Genomic DNA, 562 nt, shown 5'->3' on the forward strand with positions numbered 1-562 from the left:
CTCGTGCGCAACCTGGCGCGGGGCCGCGGCAAGCAGGTACGGCTGGAGACGCTGGGCGCCGACGTGGACCTCGACCGGCGCGTGCTGGGCGTCGTGCGCGAAGCGCTGAACCACCTCGTCACCAATGCCGTCGACCACGGCATCGAGACGCCCGACGAGCGCGCGCGCGCGGGCAAGGATCCGGCCGGGCGCATCGAGATCGCGGTGACGCAGCGCGACGCGCGCATGGTGTGCGTGCGCGTGCGCGACGACGGCGCCGGCATCGACGCGGACGCGGTCGCGCGCCGTGCCGGCGTGGACGCGGCGGAACTCGCGCAGATGAGCGAACAGCAGCGCCTGCAGCTCGCCCTGCGGGCCGGCGTGTCGACCCGCACCGAGGTCACGTCCGTGTCGGGCCGGGGCGTGGGCCTGGCCATCGTGGCGGACAAGGTGGCGGCCAGCGGCGGCCAGCTGGTCGTGGGCACCGTGCCGGGCGCCGGCGCGGGTTTCGACCCGGTGTCGGTGGAGCCGTGATACGCCGTGTCCGGCACGATCACCCCCGTGCCGCCGGGACGGACCGGGG

The 562-nt window shown here is 76.0% G+C and carries 1 protein-coding gene; it reads left to right on the plus strand.

Annotation, left to right across the window (positions count from 1 at the left end; all coding sequences use genetic code 11):
* A partial coding sequence (locus ACEN88_RS33855; RefSeq protein WP_413346745.1) for an ATP-binding protein occupies positions 1-513 on the plus strand: 513 nt, incomplete at its 5' end.
* Between the last annotated feature and the right edge of the window lie 49 nt (positions 514-562).

The organism is Massilia sp. CT11-108 (genome assembly GCF_047302915.1).
GTDB classification, from domain to species: Bacteria; Pseudomonadota; Gammaproteobacteria; order Burkholderiales; family Burkholderiaceae_D; genus Telluria; species Telluria orientalis.